Source organism: Candidatus Sulfotelmatobacter sp., from assembly GCA_036500765.1.
GTDB lineage: Bacteria > Acidobacteriota > Terriglobia > Terriglobales > Acidobacteriaceae > Sulfotelmatobacter.
The window spans coordinates 118,458-140,847 of the sequence record DASYBM010000013.1 but is presented as its reverse complement, the minus strand read 5'-3'; the positions used below and the strand labels follow the sequence as shown (position 1 = coordinate 140,847).

Genomic DNA, 22,390 nt, shown 5'->3' with positions numbered 1-22,390 from the left:
TTCGGATGTGGTGGGAAATCATATACACTTCAGACTTACGAACTAACCTGCCTATTAAGAACCCCTTAGGCAGAGTTTAGTTGCCGCTTTATCCACAAAACCAGTTACGGGAGGGCAAAGAATTTCCTGTAGGGAAAAGATGGTACGTAGCGAAGACAGGGCGAATCATACTTCAAATTGCGGGGACCGATTGCGGCAGAGGTCCGGTTTCCGTCGCTTCCATTATTCGACCTTTTGCCCAGCGAGCGCCTTCAGCAACGGTTTGGTCGTCGTCGGAGGCCAGTTGATTCAGCAGAGGCAGAAATTCTCGATTTCGGCTGTTCCCCATGGCAATCACCGCGTTACGGCGAATCCCCGTGCGCTTCGCCCGCCGAATAGGCGATCCGCGGAAATTAGTGCGGAATTCCTCTTCGGATATTTCGGCTAGCCAGGCAAGAGCAGGGTTTACGAGTCCGGGGCGGGCTTCGAATTCCTGAGCAGTCGTTGCCGGAGCTTTGCGGTTCCACGGGCAGACGTCCTGGCAAATGTCGCAACCGAATACGTGATGGCCCATGCCGGCACGCAATTCCTCCGGGATCGATCCCCGTTTCTCGATCGTGAGATAGGAGATGCATTTGTTGGAATCAAGTTGATAAGGAGCGACGATCGCATCGGTTGGACAGGCGTCGATGCAGCGGGTGCAGGTGCCGCACCGGTCGGGGGTGGGCAAGTCAGGCGTTAACTCCAGCGATGTAAGAATCACGCCGAGGAAAAGCCACGAACCTTTTTTCTGATTGATGATGCAGGTGTTCTTGCCGATCCAGCCCACGCCCGCGTATTTCGCGAAGACGCGCTCGACGATGGGCCCGGTGTCGACGTAGCTGCGAGTCGTGAGAGCATCCCCGCCCGCAGCTTCGTGTAGCGCGGCTTCCACCCGCTTCAGTCGGCGGAGGACCGCATCGTGATAATCTTCGCGGCTCCAGGCGTAACGAGAAATCCATCCGCGAGCGGAGTCGTGGACCTGGGTTGAGTACGGGTGCGCAGTGTTGTAGTTGATAACACAGACGACCACACTCCGCGCCCAGGGTACGACCCGGGCGAGCGATGAGCGCTTAAGCTCACCATGATCGTCGCGCGCTTCCAGATATTTCATTTCGCCGGCCCGGCCTGCCGCAATCCATTCGGGAAAATGACTCAAGTCAGGAGCGTCGGTGGCGGGAGCGATGCCGCAAAGGTCGAAGCCGGCGGACTGGGAGGCGCGCTGGAGAACGGCTTTAATCTCGGTGATGGAATTTGCCATCGATCACCTCGCGGCAGAGGGGACGGAACGGAACGACTACACGCCGAGCTTCTTCACTTCCTCGTTGTAGTACTTCCGGTAGAGGATGTCCCACTCCTGTGAGCCTTCAAGGATGGTGCGCTTCTGGCTCTCGATTTTCTGGCGGGCGGCGACGTCGATGCGCGCCTCCTGGTTGAGCAGTTCTTCGAGAATCTTCCGTGTTTCCTGGCGGATGGTGTTGGGGTCTTCGATGAACTCGACCTCGTCCATCTGCTTGAGGACATCGGAAACCGCGCGAGCAAGTACGTTCACTTTGTCGCGGCTGATTCTCACAGCACCGCCTTGTATTTGCGCACTAACTCGGTTTTCACTTTGCGGAACATTTCCTGGTAGTTGGCGCCAGTCTTGTTCATCTCGTCGGCGTAGGCTTCCAGGATCACGCGCACCTCGTCATTGATGCGGTCCTCGAGCGACAACTCGTCGACCAAAGCTGCGTTCACCCGCTCGGAGACGGCGGGGACCGCCGAAGTCTCGATGAACTTGCCAGCGATCAATTTCTTTGTGACTTCGCGGGCCAGATAGCCCACATACTCTTTGGAGAAAAGCATCTGTGGATTGGGCGTCCTGCGTGCGACTGTTTATTGGTATGAATCAAAAAGTGTAACACAATAGAAAGAGAACTCGCAGCGGTGTGAGCCCCGGACGCCCTCGTACGGGTCGCGTGCGGAGCGCGCAACGCGGAACGCCGACCTCCATCGCGACGATGGCGTGCAAAGATGCGCTTGCGAACATTAAACGCCGCGGAGTTTACGCTCCGCGGGCGGATGAGGCGTCCGGCCCCCTCTACTAGAGCTATGGCGATGGGTCGCGCAGAGCGTAAACGAATTGGGGGATTTCATGGCGCTCGCGTTCCGCTTGCTGGGCCGATTCTTTGACGATCTGATCGTAGATCTGAATCTCCGCGGCAGCCTTGGCGTTGTCCCCAAGATGCCGGTAAGCCTGGGCCAGGCGATAATGCGGCTCTTCGAGCTGTCTCTCTGGGTCCGCCTTGATGGCGTGCTGGTAATCGGAAACCGCTTGCGTGTAATTCTTTTGTTCGAAATGGAGAATGCCCAACTGGAGGTAGGCAGCGGCGAAACCGGAATCGAGGAGAATCGCCTTTTTTAGAAACGATTCCACCGGCGTCACACTGGCCGCGTCCCCCGGCTTCCGCAGTTTCCAGAGGACGGCCGCGTAATGATAGTTCGCCTCCGCGTTGTCGGGCTCAAGCGTGACGAAGCGGTGCAACCTTTCGACAATCTTCTCCGACGGAATGCGCGTCGAACTTTGCATGGCGCCCATGAACCTGTAAGGAGTCGAGTCGTTCGGGTTCAAGTCAGAGGCTTCAGAGATTCGCTCGACCGCCTCTTCCAGCGATCCGCCCGCAAACAACGCCGTTGCCCAGCCAACCAGCATGCGAGTGGAACGAGGAAACAGGCGGTTGCCTCGGCTAAAGACCTCCGCAGCAGGTTCGGGGGCGTGGTGCAGTAGAAGTTCGGAGCCCCAATCAAACACGTAAGCCTCGCTGGCACCAAGGTCGGCGGCGCGCTGATACTCGCGCACCGCATCGAGAGAATTCCCCAGCTTCTCGTCAGCATCGGCAAGTAAATGGTGGAGTGCAGCCTGGTCGGAATGCGCCAGCAACGATTGTGCGCTATCGCGGGCACGCGCGTAATCGCCCGCTTGCAGATTGGCTCGAGCCAAGTCGTAGGCGTTCTCATAAACCGTTTCGTTGCCGCTGGGCGCGAGTTGGGTGGCACGTTCCAGATACGGTATGCCCTCGCGGGCCTTGCCGCTCTCGAGCAGCACCTTTCCGAGGAGATGATTCAACTCGAAGCTGGTTGGATTGCGTTCCAGGTTTGCACGTAATGATTTTTCGGTCTCGGATGCAGGCTCGGAATTGGGCGAGGAGTTGCCCAGGGAAAAAGTCTCTTTCGCAAGCGCATCCCGGGTTCGCTTGAGAGGGCCGGAGCCGTGACCACCGAGATTTGTCGTGTCCGTGACTCCCGAGACAGTGAATTGTGGTTTTTCAAAGAACGCGGGGATGTTTCCCCCAAGCAGCGTCAGGTCCACTGTCTTAACTTCGTGAGGAGCGAAGAAGAGCGATGCGATTCCCGCATCGCTATATCCCGGCATAGTGGCGCGCAAAGTGTAGACCCCGCCGTGCATCGCAGAAAAAGTGAAGTGGCCTTGGCCATCAGCGCGCACCGTTTGGGCCTCGGTTGCATCCTTCGCGCGCAGCTCAACGTTCGCCCCAGCGACCGGCGTCCCAGAGGAGTCGCGAACGGCGCCGCGCAGGGAAGCCGCTTCCTGGGCGTGCAGGGCCGGGAAGAGGAAACTGAGAATAATGAGCGCGGAAACGCGGCGGATAACGTCGGCAACCTTGAACTGATGTGAAACTGCGCTGGAACAGCCCATGAGCAGAGGCGGTTGTGACGATACCATCAGGATATACGAGTCTGGCGCCTCGTCGGCATTCTATCCGCCTGGCCCGCGGCTCGCAACCTGGAGTTGCTCGGAAAAACGGTTTCCGAGGACATATTGCCAAGATATCGCTGGCTAAAGCAGCGTCCCACAAAATAGAATGCAAGGCTTTGTGCTCATTAAAGAGCTGATGGGGAGAGGGACGAGATGAGCGGGTTCAGCAAGAGACTGGCGCGCTGGATAACGGGTGCACTGTTGTTGTTGATATGCAGCGCTGCCTGGGGTCAGCAAGCCTTGGGAAAGCGCAAGATCATCGTCGATCAGGATGCGGCGGGCCCGGGAGGAACGGATCAGCAGTCGATCCTGCTGCTGGTGCAATCTCCGCAGACTGACGTTATGGGCATCACGGTGGTGACGGGAGATGCCTGGCTGAAAGAAGAAGTCGCGCATACTCTGCGCATGCTTGAGATCGTTGGGCGCACCGACATCCCGGTACTGGCGGGCGCTGAATATCCGCTAGTGCGCCGGAAAGAAGAGACAGAATTGTGGCAGCAGCAATATGGCACCGTGCCGTGGGTGGGCGCGTGGACTCCGCGGCGCTATCATCCGCCGGACGAGTTGGGAGATATGCCGGAGGGTAAGCCTGCAACAAAATCGGCTGCCGAAGACGCGGCGCACTTTCTGGTGCGCATGGTCCGAAAGTATCCGCACGAGATCACGATTTACGAAGGCGGCCCCATGACCAACCTTGCGCTCGCCATCACGATCGATCCGGAATTCGCGACCCTGGCCAAAGAGTTGGTATTTATGGGCGGAAGTCTGAACCCGAAGACGGAGGATCCGGAGTTCGCCAACACGCCCCGCCACGAATTCAATCTGTGGTTCGATCCGGAGGCGGCACACATCGTGCTGACGGCGCCCTGGAAGAAAATTGTTGCCACCACTGTGGACATTTCCGTAAAGACGCGGCTCACGCAAGACTTGCTCGACCGGGTCAAGGCTGCCAGCTCCCCCGCTGCTCGTTATGTCGGCTCGTACTCGCGTCTATATGGCAAATATAACTACCTATGGGACGAACTCGCGGCCTTGGCGTGGCTCGATCCCACCCTGATTACCGCGAAGGACTCCCGCTATCTGGATATGGACCTCAGCCGCGGCGCTGGTTATGGCTCCACGCTAAGTTGGACTGAGCAAGACAAGCCCCAGGATAAAGTGAAGATCACGGGACAGCCCGTCGAGATCCAGGTGGATCTGGATCCGGAAAAGTTCTACAAGATGTTCGTCGATTTGCTTGCCGCTCCGACGCCGAAGCCGTAAGTTTGTTTTATTGCAATTGTTCGAGCATTTGCTTGGCTTGCGCGTGATCGGGATGTTGCTGAAGCAGATCGAGCAGAACGCTGCGAGCCTTGTCCCGCGCGCCTTCCGCGGCATAAAGTCGCGCAAGATTCAGGTACGCCTGGTCGAATGACGGAGCCACGCGGATGGATTGCCAGAAGCTCTCCACCGCTTGATCGTGCCGCTCGGTCACGAGAAATAGAATTCCCAGGTTGTTTAACGCTTCGGGATAAACCGGGCGCGCCTTTAGCGCACGCTGCAAATAACCGTAAGCTTTTTCATTGTCGCCAGTTTGTGCAAATACCATCCCCAGGCTGTAGTTCGCCTCTGGATCCTGGGCAGCGACCTCGATAGCGCGTTCCAGAATCTTGCGGGCATCTTCCCACCGCTTCTGCTGCCGGTATGCGTTGCCCAGATTGTCGAGAGCGAGCAGATGACGCGGGTTGAGGCGCAGCGCTTTCAGAAAACTTGGAATCGAATCGTCCATGCGTCCCTCACGCGTGGCAATGACGCCAAGATTGTTCCAGGCGTCGGGCGCGGTGTCAGGATAATTGGCGCGCAGCTTCACGACTCGCTCGAAGATCTCCCGCGCTGCGGCGTTTTGGTTTTGATTCAAATAGACGCTGCCAATGCCGTACAAGGCTTCGGCGCTCGAAGGATCGTCCCGCAGGGCTTGCTGGAACGCGATTGCGGCTTGATCGAGATACCCGCGTTGATAATACATCGCGCCATAAGAAAGATAGTTCCGGCCAAATTCCAGAGTGTACTGCATGCTCGGAAACGGCAACCCCACCGCCAATCGCTCCTCGTCGGTGCGGGGGATATTCTGAATGTCGTGTATTAAGTGCCCGGAATCGACTGGCCCCTGATACACCTTGACGATGTCGCCCTCGCGATCGATCAGAAATGAAGTTGGAAGGCTCAGATCGCGGTGACGATCGAATAACTGGCGGTACAGAATGTTGTAGATTGCGGCGACATCGTCCGACGCGCGCAGGAACGGAAACGTCAGGGATTGGAATAGACCGGGAAGATCCGCCGCAGACAAGATATCGGCGTCGAGCAACATCAATTGCAGACCTTGGTTACGCCAATCGGCATACAATTTCTGAAGCTGTGCCAGTTCTTCCCGCGGATTGGACGACGTCGCGCTCCAGAAGTTAAGCAGGGTCACGCTGCCGCGCGCGGCGGAAAGTTGGCAGACCTTCCCCGATCGATCCGGGAGCGAAAAATCTGGAGCGCGGACTGGCGCAAGAAGCCAGGTTTCAACTTGGCTGGGAAGGACTTCGACCTTTGCCGGACCATCCTCCGGCAGTCGATGCTTGTTCGCCTGCGGCGTGAATAGCTCCATCCGCGAAGGTTCCGCGCCTTCCTTGACCCAGATTCGGTGGTTGACCGGAAGATCGTGTACTGGCTGCACAAGTCCGCTGGGCCAGTGAATCGATGCGCGCACCGGACCTTTCGCATCGCCTAGCCCGAAGAAAATATCCTTACTGTGCTGGGAAAGAAAGCCGGACCCGGCTTGCAGCATGCGAGTCTGGCGGCCCGAGCCAGTTTCAATCGTGACGCGGGCACCGATGCCGTCGCGGTTACTCTTCGTTCCTTGCAACCGGAACGCGATCGACGGCGGCAATTCCTCGATTACGTTCTTGAGCAGCCGCAACTGCGGAGCGGTTCGATTCTTCAGAAATATTTCCTGCCGACCATCGTGATCAAAATCGGCGAGAGCGAACGATCGACCGTCTTCCACGAAGTCCAGGCCAACCGCCGCGGAAACGTCCGAAAATGTGCCATCCCGGTTGTTCGCGTAGAACACATTTCGCTCGCTGCCGCTCCAGGTGTTGTCCGCGCGAATCAATTCATTAATCGCGTTCCATCCCTGCTCGTATTCCGGGGCGGCGCGGGCTTCATCGGGCGAGCGCGACACTACCTGCCGCCAGAAAAAACTGTCGAGGTCTTCACACGTCGAAACCCGACTCGCAGAATCCGAAGGCGCCGGACCAGTGACCATCCCGTTCGCAATGTAAATGTCCGGGAAACCATCATGGTCAAAATCAACCGCGTCGCTGGACCACGCCCAGCGGCCCATTCCGACGCCCGCAGCGGTCGTCGTATCCCCGAACGCCGCGCCGCCGCTCCCGAACTTATTGCGAAGCAGCGAATTCCCCATCGCATGTTTCCGATAAAGGGCTCGAACTTCCCTGGGCGAGTCCTTCTTAAATATCTGCTGCCTCGAGATGCGCTCCCCGGCAGCGGTCCACATATTGCCGACGTAGAGATCTTGAGCACTGTCGTTGTCGTAGTCGAACCAGCAGACGCTCATTCCCGCCCCAACATCTTCGGCGTCCAACCCCGCACTAACATCGGTGAACGTGCCGTCGCCCTGGTTGTGGTAGAGATTCTTACGCCCAAAATCATTCACCACGTAGAGGTCCGGCCAGCCATCGCCATCGTAGTCGCTCCATCCGCAGCAGAAGCTGTAGCGCGTGTTTTTCTGATTCAATCCTGACGTTTCGGTAGCGTCTCGAAAAGTGCCGTCTCGGTTATTGCGCATCAAAAAGTTAGGCGGACCGTTCTCGGCGTCGTGATAGGGAGACGGATATCTATACTGCCCAGCTCCCTGGTAGTAGGCGTAAAGGCAAAAGTAGACGTCGAGCCATCCATCGCGATCATAGTCGGCAGCGGCTGCTCCAGTGAAGGCTCCCTGCGGTGGATTCGCGAATTGAAAAGCGTCCGCTTTTTGACGAAACTTGCCGCCACCTTCATTCACAAATAACAGCGGCCCACTGGAGCGGACGATAACCGCATCCTGATGGCCGTGGTTCGTGAAATCGGCGAAGAGAGCGCAGGACGTATTTTCCAGGATGCCGAGACCCGAAGATTCGGTAATGTCATCGAACGTACCGTCGCCACGGTTGCGATAGAGGCGATTCGGCAGTCCCGCAGGCTGACAAATGTAGAAATCGTCGAAGCCATCATTGTCGACATCGGCCACCGAGACGCCGTTGTGACCGTAGATGTCGATGCCGCATGCGCCGTCGAGCACCGTGCGCCAGTAGTCAGTGCCATGCAGCAGTTGGGCCGCGTAGGAAGAGTTATGACCGAGCGCAGGAAAGAGGATGTCCAGATACACGGGCGCGTTGGAGCGGGCCTGCGTTTCATCGAGTGTCCGCCAACTTCGGAGAAGGAAACCTCCAGAGGTGGACGTTTCCCATATCAATTCCCAGTCGCCCACTCGCTGCTCGCGGTAGAAACCCGACCCGGCGCCCACAATCTCATAACGTACTTGCGTCTTCCATTGCCCGGCGGACTGCGCGGGAGAGGCATCGATTCCAGTAATTTGAAATTCGGCAGTCACGATACCGGAAAATTCACTCAGCATGGCCAGCCATTCTCGAAGAAACGTTCCGCGATCGAGCGCGAGTTGACTCGCGAACTTGTTCCGGCGAACCTGAAGCCCGGCGCTGGAACGCACCAACTGCGACTCCTGGGGCCGAAGCGATGCACCTGAGAAATCGGCGGCAAGTGCTTTCGCAACTGCCTGCGCCTGGCGCGGAGACTGCAACAAGCTCGTGCTCCACTCCGCCAGAACCGCCGCAATCTGATCTACTTTGTTTTCGGTGATGAACTCGTCGAGGCCGGCTTGAACTTTGAGCAGCGTGGCATCGAGCGGCCGCTCGCTTCGATAGTGAGGGCGTAGATGAAACTCGGCTTCAGCTTCCGACGGCGTTAGTGATGACGGCGGTAATGACGATGACGATAACGATGAAAAACTTGCCAACCCGCTTGCCCAGAGATTCGCAGGAATCAGGAATGTTCCAGCGCTCTGACAAAAGCGCGCGAGAAAGTCGCGCCGGCGCAAATCAATGGGGCGATGTGCGGCTGGATCGCCGAACTGAAGATCGCCGAACTGAGGAGGGGTTCTTCTCTGCGGCAGGCTGATTTTCCTCGAGGACTACGCGTGAAATCGAAGCTAACATTCGCATTGGGACAGGTCAAGGCAGCGGATCGAGCGCTTCGGATCAGCGAAGCAGTTGCGATGGAGTGCCGCGCGCTGCCGGCTGATTCGCCCCAGTACGAGCATATGAAGACTACCTCTAACGATTACTTGTTGCCGCGCAGAAGCGCGGCGCGCCGCTCTGCCTGTTGCGCTTCCGCTTTTTTGCCTAGGCTGGAATAGGCCTTCGCCAGCGATTCGAACACGGCAGCATTCTTCGGCTGGGCCTTCGACAACGTTTCCAGCGCTTGCGCCGCCTCTGCGAATTTTCCTTCGGATAGCTGCGCATCGGCGAGCCCAATCTGCGCTTCCGCGCTGTTCGACTGAAGCAGCAACGCCGCTTCGAACTGATCTTCGGCGGCTTTGGCATCCTTTAAGTTTAGATATACTTGGCCGAGCAGCACACGCGCCGGAAACTGCCCGGGCGTCAATTTTAGACTGGCCTCGAGCGCGTCTCGCGCGCCTGCCGCGTCGTGAACCCTTTGCAATGCCTGTCCGGCATAGAATGCAGCGGTAGCGTCTTCCGGACGAACCTCCATTGCGCTCTTCAAGTGTTGTGCGGCTTGCGAATAATCTCCGGCGTGCAACTCCAATTCCCCCAGTTGCCGCAATGCCGTGGGCGATTTCGGATCAAGCCCGAGTACTGTCTCTAGTGCCTTGCGAGCATCGCCAGGGCGATCGTCTTCCGCGGCGAGCATCGCAGCATGCAGCAGATTCTGCTCTTCGATCTTGTCTTTCGGGTCCGGTAGTGACAGCGCATTTGCGGGTGCGTCCTGTGGTCCCTCTCGGGCGCGAACTTCCGCCAACATCGAACGCATTTTTTCGACGCGCGCATTGCCGGGCTCGTACTGGTTGCTCAATTCGGCGGCATCGCTTTTTAGATCGTAGAGCTCAGGCCGTGGCGCCTCGATGAGCTTATTTCCTTCGCTCCGCACCGACCTTAGCGGCGCCCAGCCAAAACGCAAAGGGTAGTCGGTTTCCCCAAATGCGGGCCGATTCGTTTCGTTGTTGCCGGCAAAGTATGGTTTCAACGACTCTCCATCTCGCCGCTCCGCGGCGGGAGCACCAGCTAATTCCAGCAACGTCGGGACGATATCCACGGTCCGGACTTGCGCCGCGACTACGGTGCCCGCGCTGACTTCGCCAGGCAACTTTACGATTAGGGGTACATGGGTCGTAGAGTCGTACAGGAAGATTCCATGTGTCTCCTCATGGTGCTCTCCCAAGCCTTCGCCGTGATCGCCAACCACGACGATCGCGGCGTTGCGATACTTGCCACCGGTCTTCAGGTACGCAACGAAGTGAGCCAGCGCCGAATCGGCGTAAGCGATTTCGCCGTCGTACAGATGAGTTTTGTAAATCTGCGAATACGGCGGCGGCGGTTCGTAAGGATCATGAGGATCGTACAGATGCACCCACATGAAGTGCGGGCCCGCTGGGTGCGCGCTCATCCACTTTTCCGCGTGCGCTACCACATCCATACCGCGGCGTTCGAGCCGCCCCCAGCGTGATTTGGTAGAAGAATGTTCCGGAAAGTTATCGTAGAAATCGAATCCGCGATCGAATCCTGGGGCCAAGGTTTTGCTATCGAGGATCACCGCTCCGATGAAAGCGCCGCTATGGTACCCGCGCGGCTTCAGCAACTCGGCCACCGTGGGGTGCGTGGCAGCTAAAGGCACGCCAAAATCGGTGACTCCATGCGAGCCCGGAAGCAATCCCGTGAGGATGCTGGCATGCGATGAATTCGTGATCGGGCTGGCGGTAAACGCCTGAGTGAAACGGACTCCGTCTTTCGCCAACGCGTCCAACGCAGGCGTCGCGCCATGGTTGTAGCCGTAGCAATGCACGTGGTCCGCCCGGAGAGTATCGATGGTGATCAGAAGAATGTCGGGCGGTGGCGCCTTCGCAGGCGCAGCCGAGGCCGCGATACTCAACGTCCCCAATACGCAAAACGCGATCGGAAAGGAAAAACATCTCACAAGTGCATCAGACTAGCACACTGAGAGCCACGACAGTCGGGCGATCCGTAAAGACGGCTCTGGCGTATAATTTCTACTTCCCATGGCATCTTCCCGGCTTTTTTCGCTTCTTTGCACAGCCGGCCTTCTTCTCGTTCCTTCTCTGCGGGCGGCCGTCAAGCCTCCGCCGAATATCGTATTCATCACCATCGATACGTTGCGGCCGGATCATCTGGGCTGCTACGGATATAAGCAAATCCGCACTCCAAACATCGACGCGCTGGCCGCGCACAGCGTGCGCTTTGAGCGCGCCTACACTCCGGTACCGGTCACGCTTCCGGCGCATACCGCGATCTTCACTGGAACCTATCCCATCTTCAGCGGGATGCATGATTTCAGCGGCAATAAACTAAATCCCAGTCAAGCGACCCTGGCTTTCGTGCTGAAACAACACGGATATGCAACCGGCGCAGTGCTTGGATCGGCCGTTCTAGATTCGCGCTTCGGCCTGAACAAAGGTTTCGATTTTTACTACGACCACTTCGATTTCAACCGCCTGCAAGAATCGAATTTGGAAGAGATGGAACGCCCGGGAAACGTTGTAGCCGATGTCGCACTGGATTGGCTCGGTAAGAACTATAAGAGTAGTTTCTTTCTCTGGATGCACCTCTATGATCCGCACTATCCCTACCGGCCTCCGGCGCCATATAGCGAGCAGTACAAGGATCGGCCCTACGATGGAGAAATCGCGTTCGCCGATGCGCAGGTCGGGCGTCTAATCGCCTTTCTGAAGGACAAGGGTTTGTACGAGAACACGCTGATTGTGCTAACCGGGGATCACGGCGAAAGCCTCGGTGAGCACGGCGAGAAGACTCATGGATTTTTCATCTATAACGCGACGCTGCATGTTCCTATTATCATCCATCTGCCGGGAAGTGACGCGCCGCGGGTAGTACCAGAACTAATCAGCCTGACCGACCTTATGCCGACGGCCTTGCAGGTAGCGAAATTTGAGATTCCCGCGCAGGTTCAAGGTCGCAATCTGCTGCCCTTGATGTCGCCGAAAAAAGATGCGGACGTTCGCAGCCTCTACGCCGAGACTTTCTTGCCGCGTCTCCACTTCGACTGGAGCGAACTCCGGTCGGTCGAGACTGACAGGTATCAATACATTCAGGCCCCAAAGCCCGAACTCTATGATCTGAGCACGGATCCTGCGGAGACTCACAATCTTTATTCCGACAAAAAGGCGGTTGCCGAGGAACTTCAGGCCCGCTTGAGCGCTCTGATTCACCAACTCAGCGCCGACCAGGAGTTGGCCGAGAAGACGGGCCTTGATCCCGCGCTGATGGAGCGGCTGAAGTCTTTGGGATACGCCGGCTTCTCTGGTGGGGGAAAGTCAACCGCGAGCGACACTTCCTTGGCGGACCCGAAGGACCGCATCGACACCTACGAACTCATATCAGACGCGATCGCCGAGAGCCAGCATGGCGAATATCAACCATCTACGGAGAAGTTGACCGCCGCGCTCAAAACCGACCCGGAGTCGGTGCCGGTCCATTATTTGCTGGGCCTGAACTATTACCGCCTGCGCGAATTTCGGCTCGCGGTAGGCGAATTTCAGCACGTGCTGAAACTGAGCCCCGAGTATGAACTCGCAGTTTTCAATCTGGGTCTCGCTTACGCACGAACCGGCGACTTCGATCAGGCGATTCAGACGCTGAAGCGCGCGCTCGAGTTGGACCGCACGAATTTTTCAGCAGCGTACAACCTCGGCGCTGCATACCTGAGGAAAGAGATGGTTCCGGAAGCGTCGGCGGCGTTTCGCCAATCGATCAACATTAATCCCGACTACCCTGCCGCTCACCGAGCTTTAGGAGAGTTGTTGCTCTATCAGGGTCAAGTCGACGAGTCGGTCGCCGAATTGCGCCACGCCATTAAACTTGAACCAAGCGATCCGGGCAGCCACGCGGCGCTGGCCAAGGCATTCGCTGCCAAAGGCATGAATGCGGAGGCCGATGAAGAGATGCGAAAGGCGCAGCATCCCCAATGAAATCGCGGGGTGCGGACGAAACGCATTTGGACAGAGTGATTGTGGAAACCTGAGATGACTCAATTTCGAGAGGGCGTCCGATTGGCGGATAATCGTGCGACTTTTCCTGTTTGCGCTCGAATCCTAACACCGTTCCTCGTTGTGCTCGCGCTGGCGCAATTTTTTTTTGCGGCTGCGGCGGGCTCTAAAAGGCGCGCGTCGAATGTCATTCTGATTACGGTTGACACGGTGCGCGCCGATCATCTGGGTTGCTACGGAGCAAAGAACATTCAGACTCCGACTCTCGATGCCCTGGCGCATGATGGCGTGGTTTTCGACCGCGCCATCTCGCAGGTGCCCCTGACCTGGCCTTCGCACACCGCCATCCTTACTGGCCTGTATCCCTTCCAGAACGGCGTGCAGGATTTCACCGGGCAGCCTCTGGACGCACGCTTTCGCTCGGTGGCACAAGCCTTTCAGCAGAACGGCTATGCCACCGGCGCGGTGGTCAGCGCTTTTGTGTTGGATCGAAGCTGGGGATTAGCTCGCGGCTTTACCTTCTACGATGACGCCTTCTCCGCCGAAGCTTTCGCCAACCGAGATCTCGGACTCGTCGATCGCCGCGCAGGAGAGAGCGTGGATCATGCGCTCGCATTCTTGAAGAAGAATCCGAAGCGGCCATTCTTCTTCTGGCTGCATCTTTACGATCCACATAGCCCGTACGACCCCCCCGAGCCCTTTCACAGTCAGTATCAAGGCCATCTTTATGACGGAGAGATCGCCTACGCTGACCACGAACTCGGCCGTTTGATGGCGTGGCTCAAGCGCAACCAGCTTTATGATTCGAGCTTGATTGTATTTGTCAGCGACCACGGAGAATCGCTGGGCGAGCACGGCGAACACGAGCATGGATTCTTCATCTACGACTCCACCATTCACGTGCCGCTAATCGTCAAACCGCCTGCCGGTAGCGGGATTCGGCCGGGGCGAGTCTCGCGTCCAGTGGAAACCACCGCTATCGCTCCGACGTTGCTGCGAGGATCGGGGATCCATGACGCTGTGGAGCAACAGTTCTCCTCCCGGGATCTTCTGCAAAAAGATCCTCCAGGTGACGCGGAAGCTTACAGCGAAACTTTTTATCCCTTTAGTTCGTTCGGGTGGAGTCCGCTGCATGCATTGGAAACCAACCGTTTCCACTTTATCGATGCACCGCAGCCGGAACTTTATGATCTCAGCGTCGATCCCGAAGAGAATAACAATGTGGCAGTACAGCAGCCGGGAGCGGTGGCCGTTCTCAAAGACAAGTTGGAGACGCAACTGCGTAAGAAACCTTATACACCGACGACGGGTAATAGCTCTGGGCTAAGTGCGGACGGGATCGAGAAATTGCGCGCGCTCGGCTATGTGGCCTACCGATCGCCGGTGCCTGCCGACGCCCTCGCCGCGCTGGCCGATCCCAAAACCAAGTTGTGGGAGTTCAACTCGGTTCTCGAAGCCGAAGACGCTCTTCGCGCCGGGGACGTCGCCAAGGGAAAATCACTGCTGCTACAGGTTCGCGACAAAGATCCGGAACTGTACGTCGTGCCCTTCGTGCTGGGAGAGACTGCGCTCGGGCAGCAACAATGGGACGAGGCTGCCACCGAACTACGCAAGTGTCTCGATCTCAATCCTCACTTTGATCAGGCCATGCTCGGCCTGGCGCGCGCTCTGATTTTTCTGGGGAAGACGGATGAGGGCCGGCAATGGTCAAAGAAGGCGATCGACTATAACCCTGAGAATTACCGCGCCTGGTACCAACTCGGATTCATCGATGCCCGCACCGACAAGAAGCAAGCCATCGCCGACTATGAAAAAGCAGTTTCAATTCAGCCCAGCTTCGCGCCTCTTCAGCGAGATTTGGGACAACTCCTATATCAGGAAGAAAACTATTCCGAGGCTGCCAAGCATCTCTCGCGCGCGGTGGAACTTGGGCTTAAGGAAGCCAACCTCTACAATTCTCTGGGCATCTGCTATAGCCGGATCGGCCGGCTGCGCGAGGCGGTGGTGAGCTACAAGCAGGCCCTGGCGCTCGACCCTAAGCTGGCGCAGACCCACTTGAACCTGGGCTTCGCCTACGAACGGTTGCATGAAAACACTCTGGCGACCGCTGAGTACAAGCAGGCCTGCGAATTAAAGTCCGATCTTTGCGAACTGATCAAGAAACACGGGCAATAGCGGCTGGGTGGGGACTGCGGGTGAACCGACAGTAGAAGAACCTTCATTCTACGAGGTAGGCTTGGCGTCAAGCTTTTGCAGCACCTGTCGCGCCTGCGTTGCGTAGGAACTATCCGGCAGCGTAGTCAGCAGCTCGCGCAGTTGCGCGGCGGCGGCATCTTTGCGGCCCTGTTGCAGCAGAAGGTTTACCAATTGCAGACGATACTGCGCCTTGGTGGGATCCAGTTGAATAGCTCTGAGCAAAGCAATTTCCGCCAGCGCGGGCTTCTTTGTCCGCAAGTTCAAAGTGCCCAACAAGAACTGACCAAAGGCAGAATCCGGCTGGCGACGCAAGCCCTCGTCGAGAAATCGCTGCGCTTCGGCCATATCGCCGGTCAGCATGCACACGTTGCTGAGATTGAAATACGCGTTGGCATCGCTCTGATTGAGTTTGACCACCTGCTCAAATTCCCGCCGCGCGTCGGCGAAGTCAGACTTGCTCATATAATCCGATCCCAAGTTGTTATGGGCGACATAAAACTCGGGAGCGATTGCGATCGCCTTCAAATAGTGCCGGATCGCGTCATCGGCTTTGCCCTCCGCATCGGCGCTCACCCCTTTCTCGAATTCCTTCACCGCCTTCTTAGGAAACTTGTCGGCGTAATCTCGAACGTCAATCATGTCAGGATTAGAGCCTTTCGATTTCGCCCCGGTCTCGGAATCAGCCTTGGCCTTCTGCTTCGGCACCAGCGTAATCTCCAAATAAACCGTCGGGGACTGCATCGACCCGTCGACCACCACCAAGCGCCGCATTGAGTCGTAATGATCGTCATTGATGACAACGTAATACGGATCGGGGCCTAGGTTGTGGAAGCCGAAGGTGCCGGAGGAATCGGTGTACACGCTGTCCATCGGCGCGCCTCGGACTTCAAGCGTTACCAGGATGCGTTCCGGCGGCGAGTCCCCCCGAAGCACAGCGATGTGTCCCACGACATTGCCCAGCACTTGGGTTTGGGCTTGGGAGTTAACACACAGCGAGAGGCAAGTGCACAGTAAGAGCAGTGACGCAAGCGCAAAATGGAGTGTCTGACCTAGACGACTCACAACAACCTCTGAATAAGAAGGGCTTGTCCCGAATGGAACAAGCCCATCATCCTCATAAACGACACTTACAGCATCCCCTTGACCTAGAAGCTCAGCTTCAAGGAGAACTGTTGGTTGCGGGCGTTCAGGGTTCCTGCCGCCTCGCCAAATATGCCATCAGTGACCTTATTGTGCGCCCCTCCGCCGGTCGTGGCCAGCAGGAAGTTAGCACGATTGAACACGTTAAACGCCTGCCACTCGAACTTCAGGTGAGTCCCCTCGGTAATTCTGAATGACTTTGCCAGCGTCATGTCGGCGTACCACTGTCCGGGCCCGAGAAGTTGGTTTCGGCCCATGGTTCCGGTGCAAGCGAGACAGGGCGTAGTAAGAACCGGCATACCTGCCTGCGCGGGACCGTTGGCACATCCGCCCAACACCGCTCCTCCTCCCGCGCACCAGCCATTCGCCCAAGTGCTCCGCGATTCGCCGCCATACTGCGCGATCGTACTATCCGGGCGGTCATTCTTGCCACCATCAAGGTTGTAGTCGCCGCCCGAATTCGTGCAGGTAGTCACGTCATCCGGATTCGTGCAAACGACGTGCGCAGAGCGCGAGTCATACGGTGACCAGTGAGCGCCGCTCTGCATCGCCCAAATGCCACTGTATTGCCAGCCGCCCAAAGCAGCACCCGCAAATCCATGCAAGTTTTTTCCGGGGAGTTCGTAAACGTAGTTCAGAACCAGTCGATGGCGAATATCGAACACTGAATTGCCTCGATCCAGGCCGGGCAAAGCCTGGTCGGTCGAATAACCATCTCCTCCGGCCCCTCCGCTCGCGGTGGTGGCGCCGCTATGCCAGGTAGAACCTTCGTCGATGACGTGGCTGTAGGTATAGTTAGCTTTGAACAACAGTCCATGTCCCATCTGCCTATTAAGCGAAGCCTGCAGTCCGTGGTATGCGGAATTCACTGCGTTTTGCCAATTGCGCAGGATTCCATAGTTGCTGTTGGGACGCCCCGAAGGGTTAAGGGCAGTGCGCAGACTGCAAAGGTCTCGCCCGAGATTGTCGGTCACACAAAGCGGATTTCCCGACGAGTCATCCGGCAGAAGTCCCCCGGCCTGACGGTTGATATCTTGGGCGCGAAACAGTTTGTGGGCGATGGTGCCCACATAATCGATTTCCACCACCGTCTTGGGAGCAACCTCCCGCTGGATGCTTAAGAAATCATTGTAGACATAGGGATCGCGAATGCCTTGCGGCAGGATGATGCCAGTGAGATAGGCAGTGTCGGGGTTGAACGAGGCCCAACCATCGAGGTTGCCCGCTGCCTGTGCGCCGACACCCATTCCTGGATTTGTCGGAGGTCCGGTGAAAGTCGGGGCTACTCCCGTGGCGGGCGAGCAACTGGTCGAGTTACAGGTTGTGGGTCCGTAGACCAACGCTTCTCCCAAGCCGGGTCCACCCGCATTAAGGTCTCCGGTCGCTAAATTGAAAGAGTAATAGGGCGGGTTCCATCGGGAATTGGAGAGCGGATTATACAGCGTGCTCTCGTATGAAACGCCAAAGCCGCCACGCAGTGATGTCTTACCGTCGCCCATCACGTCCCACGCGAACCCTACCCGTGGGCCAAAGTCATTGTGGTCTCCCTTTCCGAGAGTGCTGGAAGCCGCGAAGCCACCCGGCCCGCACACACCCGCCAAAATCACAGTGTTTGGATTGCTGGGATTGCAGGTCTTACCGTTAGACAAAGGTCCGCCTATTTGTGTATTCGCATTGGCTATTTGGTTAGCAATACCATTGCCAGGGCCAAGGACGAATGTAGTTGCGAGATTGTTCTCTTCCGTGTGCCGGGTGAAGATGTCATAGCGCAGACCCAGGTTCAAGGTCAGGCGTTTCGAAACCTTCCAGTCGTCCTGGAAATAGGCGCCGAATTCGAGGTTGCGCCAGTGACGAACGTTAGTAGCCAACTGCGCCGGGTTGTTGCCTACAAAGCCGGGATCGACGCCTGCCACTTGCTCGGCAGGAGCATCGGCGGCGAAGAAAATAGGATCGAACATCTCAAACGATGGACGGGCGACGTTGAATTCGCTGTTTTCAAGATTGCGCTTGATGTCTACGCCTACTTTAATGCTGTGGTTGCGATGGCTGATGGAGACCATGTCGCCGTAGCTGTAATCATGCTCCTTGAAGAACTGCGGATAGCCGCTGTAGGAGCCAAACCCCACCGTGCCATCATCGAAGTAAATAGAGGGAACTCCGGGGTGGTCGGTTTTGATTCCCGTGTTGTTTTGAGTGTAGCCGGCGCGTGCCTCGTTGATGATCGTGGGCGAAATCGTGCGCACGTAGCTGATCTGGCCATTGGGGAAGTAACTCTTGCTGGGGTTGGTGAATCCGCGGCTACATGCGGAATCGCAAGGACCGTAGGCGTCCGTGGAGTGAAACCAGTTGAACTGAGCGAATGCGCGGTTGTTGGCGTTAAAATTGTAGTCTAGGCGCGCCGAGGCTTCGTTACCGTTGAAAAGATTGCCGAGCGATTGCGCCTGGGACTTAAAGATGGCGGTGCTGACGTTGGAAAAAGGCGTGCTGCGTGAGATGGCGCCCGCTTGAACCGCGGGAATGGCGCTACATGGTTTGCCCGTGCTGCCGAGTGGCAAGGCCATCGCGGCCTGGTCGGCCGCAGTCACGCCCATCATATATTGAAACTTCGCCGCGAGCGCCGAACCGACATAGTCCGGACACAGGTAGTCGCCATAGGTGTAGTTGTACGGCTCCAAGGTGTTCCCGTTAGCGTCCGGGGTCAGATAGCCGTCTAGCGTTATCCCCGTGGGACTTCCAACGACAGACGGAGTAAAGTTGCTATACAGAAGGGCAGCAACCGAATTCGGCTCGGCGGCAATGACCGCTTGCCGCCAATCGGGAGACTCCACGATCGTCGATTGCGGTACGCCCGACGTATTGAAACGATCTCCTTGGTAAGAGCCGAAGAAGAACAATTTATCTTTTATGATTGCGCCGCCGAATGTGCCGCCAAACTGATTGAATCGTAACGGCGGCTTGGGCACGCCCTGCTGATTCAGGAAATACTGGTTGGCGTCGAAAAAGTCGTTGCGCACATACTCCCAGACGCTTCCGTGATAGGAGTTCGTTCCGGACTTCGTTACAAGGTTGTTCACGCTGCCGGCGCTGTTGCCGTATTGGGCCGACATATTCAACTGTAATTGCTGAAACTCCTGCACTGTATCTTCAATGGGCGTGTTATTGACGCCTCCGCTGAGACCTTTATTAGCGACGCCGTTGATGAGGAAGCCGTTGAAATCTTCGCGCAGGCCATTGACTACCGTGCCGTGACCGGCCTCGAAGTCGACGCCGTTTACGTTCACGGCACCAGGAGCGAGTTGCATCAGGTCATAAACATTGCGGCCATTGAGCGGGAGGTTCTCGATCTGCGTGGAGCTGACCGTGATGGCCAGCTTGGCTTCTTCCGTATTCACTTGCGCGGCCTCGCCCGTGACTTCAACCACTTCGCGGGTTTGCCCCAGCGTCATTTTCGGATTCACCTGGGCGGTCGAGCCCGCGTTCAGCGTGACTCCGACGTCGCTGAAAGTCTTGAAGCCGGCGGCCTCAACTGTGATCTTGTACGTACCGGGTGGGAGTTCGGGAACCGCGAACGCGCCGGTCGCGTTGCTAGTGGCCGTAACCGACAAGCCGGTTGCCGAGTTGGAGATGGTGATCTTCGCATTGGCAACGGCCGCGCCAGATGGATCGGTAACTACGCCGGCGACCTGGCCGTTTTGAATCTGCGCCATCGCAGATAGCGCAAATGTCAGAATGCACAGCGAAATCAAACACAATCGCAACTTAGTCATAGACGCCCCCGGTCAGCAATTGAACGCCGAACGCCAAACCCAATACGAATAGACAGGTTCACAGACGCTGGTCCGTGAAATGTGCGGCATTGTGCTCCCACCTTATGACCACTGTCAAGAAATGTTTAGATTGTTCAAGTTATTTAGCTTGGCCGCGAAGGTGTTGGCCAGGGCAGTATCCGAGAAACCTGGGGTCTGTGGGTTAATTGGCCTGTTAATTGGACTATCGTCGCGGCGGTATCTATCTCTTAATCCATTCTCTTTGAAGGACATACGCGGATGCTGGCAACTTGCAGCGCAAGTTAACGGCTAAGGCTCGAGTAGGATGACTCCGTGAGAATGTGGGATTTTCGATTCTCGAAATCGTAACTTTTGCTACCGCGGTGGCATGCTGGAAGGCGAATCTGGCCTGGAATCGGCCGGCTTGATTGCGGGTTTTGGCACAACGCCTTTCCCTTCTTCTATCGTGACCTCCTGGTCGCCGACGATTGGACCGATCTTGTCCACAGTGCCGGAAGGCCAGCGAACTTCGATGGAGTCTACTTTGATGGCAGAGCCAAGACCGAAGTGCAGTCTCGGATCGCTCGCGGACTCAAAGCTCGAGTTAGCCCGAACTTCGGCAGACTGCGTGAGCGCCCCGGCTTTTACTTGCACTCGCGATCCGAATCCGTCGCGATTGGAGCGCACCCCGATCGTTTTGATCCGCAGCCAATGCCCAGTTGGCCGCGTCCGGTTCCGCAGCAGCAGCGGAGAGGCATCGAGCACGCTGACCAACAGATCTTGCCCGCCATCGTTGAAGAAGTCCGCTGTAGCCGCACCTCGCGCGACATAGCGGCGCGACATAGCCTGGCCCGAACGGGTGCCGATCTCTTCAAACTTTCCGTTCTTTAAATTGTGGAAGAGCAATGGCGGCTCGGCATAGGTCACGCCAAAAGAGTGCTGGTCAACCTGAGGGTTCACGTGGCCATTGGCAACGAAAATGTCTTTCCAGCCATCGTTGTCCAGGTCGAGGAACTTAACTCCGTAGCCCAGAAACGGGATGCTGATCGAACCAAAGCTTGACGGGCCCGCCAGGTCCGTGAACTCGCCATCGTGGTCGTTATGATAGAGATTGTTACTGTCGTCAGAGAAATTGGCCTTAGCAATGTCGGGCCAACCGTCATTGTCGTAATCGGCGGAGTCGGTCCCCATACCGGCTTGCTCGCGGCCATCGCTGCTGTACGCGACTCCCGCCTCCGCCCCTACTTCTTTGAATCCACCTTTGCAGTCGCCGTGATACAGCATACTGGGCGTCGAATCGTCGGCGACGTAAAGATCAAGACATCCGTCGAGATCGTAGTCGAGCCACATCGCGCCGAGCCCGTAGTAGGAGATGGGATCGATGCCGAGTTTTTCGGTGACATCGGTGAAAGTGCCGTCCCCGTTATTGTGATAGAGACGGTCGCGGGAGCCCTTAAGTCCACGCGGGCCGCAGGAAACCGCGATCCCGCGATACTGACAATAAGGTCCGTGGCCAAATTCCGGAAGACCGTTGAGGTCCAGATCGACGTAGTTGGCGACATATAGATCGAGATAGCCATCATTGTCATAGTCGCCAAAGGCAGCGCTGGTTCCCCAATGCCCGGCGTTGCCGACGCCGGCCTTTGCCGTCACGTCGGTGAAAGTCCCATCGCCGTTATTGCGATACAACACAGCGCCATCGAGATAGGTAATGTAGAGGTCTTGGTTGCCATCGTTATCGTAGTCGCCCACCGCAATGCCGAAGCCCCAACCGCAATGGTTGATGCCGGACTTGGCCGTAACATCGGTGAAGGTGCCGTCGTGATTGTTGCGATACAGCTGGCTGGGATGGCACTTACCCGCTTTCATATCTTCGAGCGTGGAGCCGTTGACCAGGAAGATGTCCATCCAGCCATCGTTGTCGTAGTCGAGGACGGCGATGCCGCCGCACATCGATTCAGGGATGTAGAGCTTGTCCGGACCGCCGCAAGTGAGATGGAAATCGATTCCGGCGGCGCGCGTTATATCCGTGAAAGAGATGCCGGACGCGGCTGTTTTCTTTCGCAGGCCCGAAGTTGTGGCCGATGCATGTGCGTGCGTAGAGGAGGAACTCTGCGGAATTGCGAAGCTCGCCACCCCGATGGCTGGGCATAAGAGCGCAAGCAGACACAGAGCTGAAGGTTTCACGGTTTTCCGCGTCGTCATGTT

At 57.2% G+C, this 22,390-nt stretch carries 12 protein-coding genes; 3 read left to right on the top strand and 9 right to left on the bottom strand.

Going from position 1 to position 22,390, the window contains the following annotated elements:
* Positions 1–172: 172 nt before the first annotated feature.
* From queG to VGM18_15580, 4 genes are all read right to left on the bottom strand, one after another.
* Positions 173–1,279 (bottom strand): tRNA epoxyqueuosine(34) reductase QueG, encoded by a 1,107-nt coding sequence (gene queG, locus VGM18_15595; protein HEY3974426.1) that lies wholly within the window; start codon positions 1,277–1,279, stop codon positions 173–175.
* A 36-nt stretch (positions 1,280–1,315) separates the two neighbouring features.
* Positions 1,316–1,591, bottom strand: coding sequence for a DUF507 family protein (locus tag VGM18_15590; protein ID HEY3974425.1), 276 nt, complete (start codon positions 1,589–1,591; stop codon positions 1,316–1,318).
* Positions 1,588–1,866 (bottom strand): DUF507 family protein, encoded by a 279-nt coding sequence (locus VGM18_15585; protein ID HEY3974424.1) that lies wholly within the window; start codon positions 1,864–1,866, stop codon positions 1,588–1,590. The genes VGM18_15590 and VGM18_15585 overlap by 4 nt, the downstream gene beginning before the upstream one ends.
* Positions 1,867–2,110: 244 nt before the next feature.
* Positions 2,111–3,742, bottom strand: coding sequence for a tetratricopeptide repeat protein (locus VGM18_15580; protein ID HEY3974423.1), 1,632 nt, complete (start codon positions 3,740–3,742; stop codon positions 2,111–2,113).
* A 186-nt stretch (positions 3,743–3,928) separates the two neighbouring features.
* Between VGM18_15580 and VGM18_15575 the strand changes: the two genes are divergently transcribed.
* Positions 3,929–5,038 (top strand): nucleoside hydrolase, encoded by a 1,110-nt coding sequence (locus VGM18_15575; GenBank protein HEY3974422.1) that lies wholly within the window; start codon positions 3,929–3,931, stop codon positions 5,036–5,038.
* 7 nt (positions 5,039–5,045) lie between these two features.
* Here VGM18_15575 and VGM18_15570 read toward each other — a convergent pair whose 3' ends face one another.
* On the bottom strand, positions 5,046–8,837 hold the full coding sequence (locus VGM18_15570; protein ID HEY3974421.1) for an FG-GAP-like repeat-containing protein: 3,792 nt from the start codon (positions 8,835–8,837) through the stop codon (positions 5,046–5,048).
* Positions 8,838–9,160: 323 nt separating this feature from the next.
* Positions 9,161–11,032, bottom strand: coding sequence for a sulfatase-like hydrolase/transferase (locus VGM18_15565; protein ID HEY3974420.1), 1,872 nt, complete (start codon positions 11,030–11,032; stop codon positions 9,161–9,163).
* Positions 11,033–11,114: 82 nt separating this feature from the next.
* Here VGM18_15565 and VGM18_15560 point away from each other — a divergent pair, with 82 nt between their 5' ends.
* Together VGM18_15560 and VGM18_15555 are read left to right on the top strand one after the other, a co-directional pair.
* Complete coding sequence (locus tag VGM18_15560) at positions 11,115–13,061, top strand: sulfatase-like hydrolase/transferase (GenBank protein ID HEY3974419.1); 1,947 nt, start codon at positions 11,115–11,117, stop codon at positions 13,059–13,061.
* Between the two features lie 141 nt (positions 13,062–13,202).
* A complete protein-coding gene (locus VGM18_15555; GenBank protein ID HEY3974418.1) occupies positions 13,203–15,254 on the top strand; it encodes a sulfatase-like hydrolase/transferase in 2,052 nt (683 codons plus the stop codon).
* A 48-nt stretch (positions 15,255–15,302) separates the two neighbouring features.
* Here the strand turns inward: VGM18_15555 and VGM18_15550 are convergent, their stop codons facing one another.
* From VGM18_15550 to VGM18_15540, 3 genes are all read right to left on the bottom strand, one after another.
* Positions 15,303–16,337 (bottom strand): tetratricopeptide repeat protein, encoded by a 1,035-nt coding sequence (locus tag VGM18_15550; protein ID HEY3974417.1) that lies wholly within the window; start codon positions 16,335–16,337, stop codon positions 15,303–15,305.
* A gap of 83 nt (positions 16,338–16,420) precedes the next feature.
* A complete protein-coding gene (locus VGM18_15545; protein HEY3974416.1) occupies positions 16,421–20,182 on the bottom strand; it encodes a TonB-dependent receptor in 3,762 nt (1,253 codons plus the stop codon).
* A gap of 375 nt (positions 20,183–20,557) precedes the next feature.
* On the bottom strand, positions 20,558–22,369 hold the full coding sequence (locus VGM18_15540; GenBank protein ID HEY3974415.1) for a CRTAC1 family protein: 1,812 nt from the start codon (positions 22,367–22,369) through the stop codon (positions 20,558–20,560).
* Positions 22,370–22,390: the final 21 nt, after the last annotated feature.

What these genes read in the sequence shown, in the direction of transcription:
- queG (HEY3974426.1), bottom strand. Translation starts at nt 1,279, where the DNA reads ATGGCAAATTCCATCACCGAGATTAAAGCCGTTCTCCAGCGCGCCTCC.
- VGM18_15585 (HEY3974424.1), bottom strand. Translation starts at nt 1,866, where the DNA reads ATGCTTTTCTCCAAAGAGTATGTGGGCTATCTGGCCCGCGAAGTCACA.
- VGM18_15580 (HEY3974423.1), bottom strand. Translation starts at nt 3,742, where the DNA reads ATGGTATCGTCACAACCGCCTCTGCTCATGGGCTGTTCCAGCGCAGTT.
- VGM18_15575 (HEY3974422.1), top strand. Translation starts at nt 3,929, where the DNA reads ATGAGCGGGTTCAGCAAGAGACTGGCGCGCTGGATAACGGGTGCACTG.
- VGM18_15560 (HEY3974419.1), top strand. Translation starts at nt 11,115, where the DNA reads ATGGCATCTTCCCGGCTTTTTTCGCTTCTTTGCACAGCCGGCCTTCTT.
- VGM18_15545 (HEY3974416.1), bottom strand. Translation starts at nt 20,182, where the DNA reads ATGACTAAGTTGCGATTGTGTTTGATTTCGCTGTGCATTCTGACATTT.